This window comes from Blautia massiliensis (ex Liu et al. 2021) (genome assembly GCF_052064225.1).
Lineage (GTDB): Bacteria > Bacillota > Clostridia > Lachnospirales > Lachnospiraceae > Blautia_A > Blautia_A fusiformis.
Window position 1 is genome coordinate 1 of record NZ_JBQHWA010000086.1, and the last position, 911, is coordinate 911.

The window sequence follows — 911 nt, forward strand, 5'->3', positions numbered from 1 at the left end:
CTCAAACTTCCCACACCAATAAGGTGTGCTGAACCTTGAAAATCCAATATTTCAGCCAATAAAAAAGGCATAAATACAATCCTTTGGTATAATGGAATTGTCCAGAAACCAAAATAGAAAAGGAGATTTATGCCATGTCCATTTTAGCACAGAACCATACGGATGAGGTAGCTTTACTTGATTGTATTCAGAAATTTTTTGCAAAGCATCATGTTGGAAAGTTACTGAAGCAATGTAATGGGACCAAGGAGAAAGGTGTTCCTTCCATTTCTCTTCTGAAATACAAACTTGGAAACATCTTCATCGGAAGAAGTATGTATATGCAGCAGCGTACCGGTTCTTTCAAGGAAGATTTCTCTAAAAATACCTTCTATCGCTTTCTGAATTCTGCTAAGACAAACTGGCTTCGTTTTACGTCACTCCTTGCCGCAGACATCGTTAACAATGGGATCAAGGATCTTACCGATGCCTCTCGTAAGAATGTATTCATCATTGATGACAGTCTTTTCAATCGTACCAGTTGTAAAAAAACTGAATTGGGTTCTAAAGTCTTTGACCATACTGGGATGAATTACAAAAAGGGATACCGTATGCTGACACTTAGCTGGAGCGATGGAAATACGCTTATTCCTGTTAATAGCTGTCTTCTTGCTTCGTCAAAGGAATCAAACATCATCGGCCCGGTAAAAGCATTTGATAAGAGAACTCTCGCCGGAAAACGTCGCAAACTTGCCCAGACCAAGGCCCCTGAAGCAATGCTGACACTGCTTGATACAGCCGTTTCTGCCGGATTATCTGCGGAATACGTTCTTTTCGACTCCTGGTTCTCTAATCCTGCTCAGATTACGGCAATCAAGCGCAAAGGAATGGATGTGATTGCCATGATCAAGAAAAGCAGTCGGATCAAGTAT

At 40.8% G+C, this 911-nt stretch carries 1 protein-coding gene; it reads left to right on the forward strand.

Going from position 1 to position 911, the window contains the following annotated elements; translation table 11 throughout:
- Window positions 1-134: 134 nt before the first annotated feature.
- Window positions 135-911, forward strand: a 777-nt coding sequence (locus ACTNDQ_RS15395) for an IS4 family transposase (RefSeq protein ID WP_441065002.1), incomplete at its 3' end; no start/stop codon positions are given.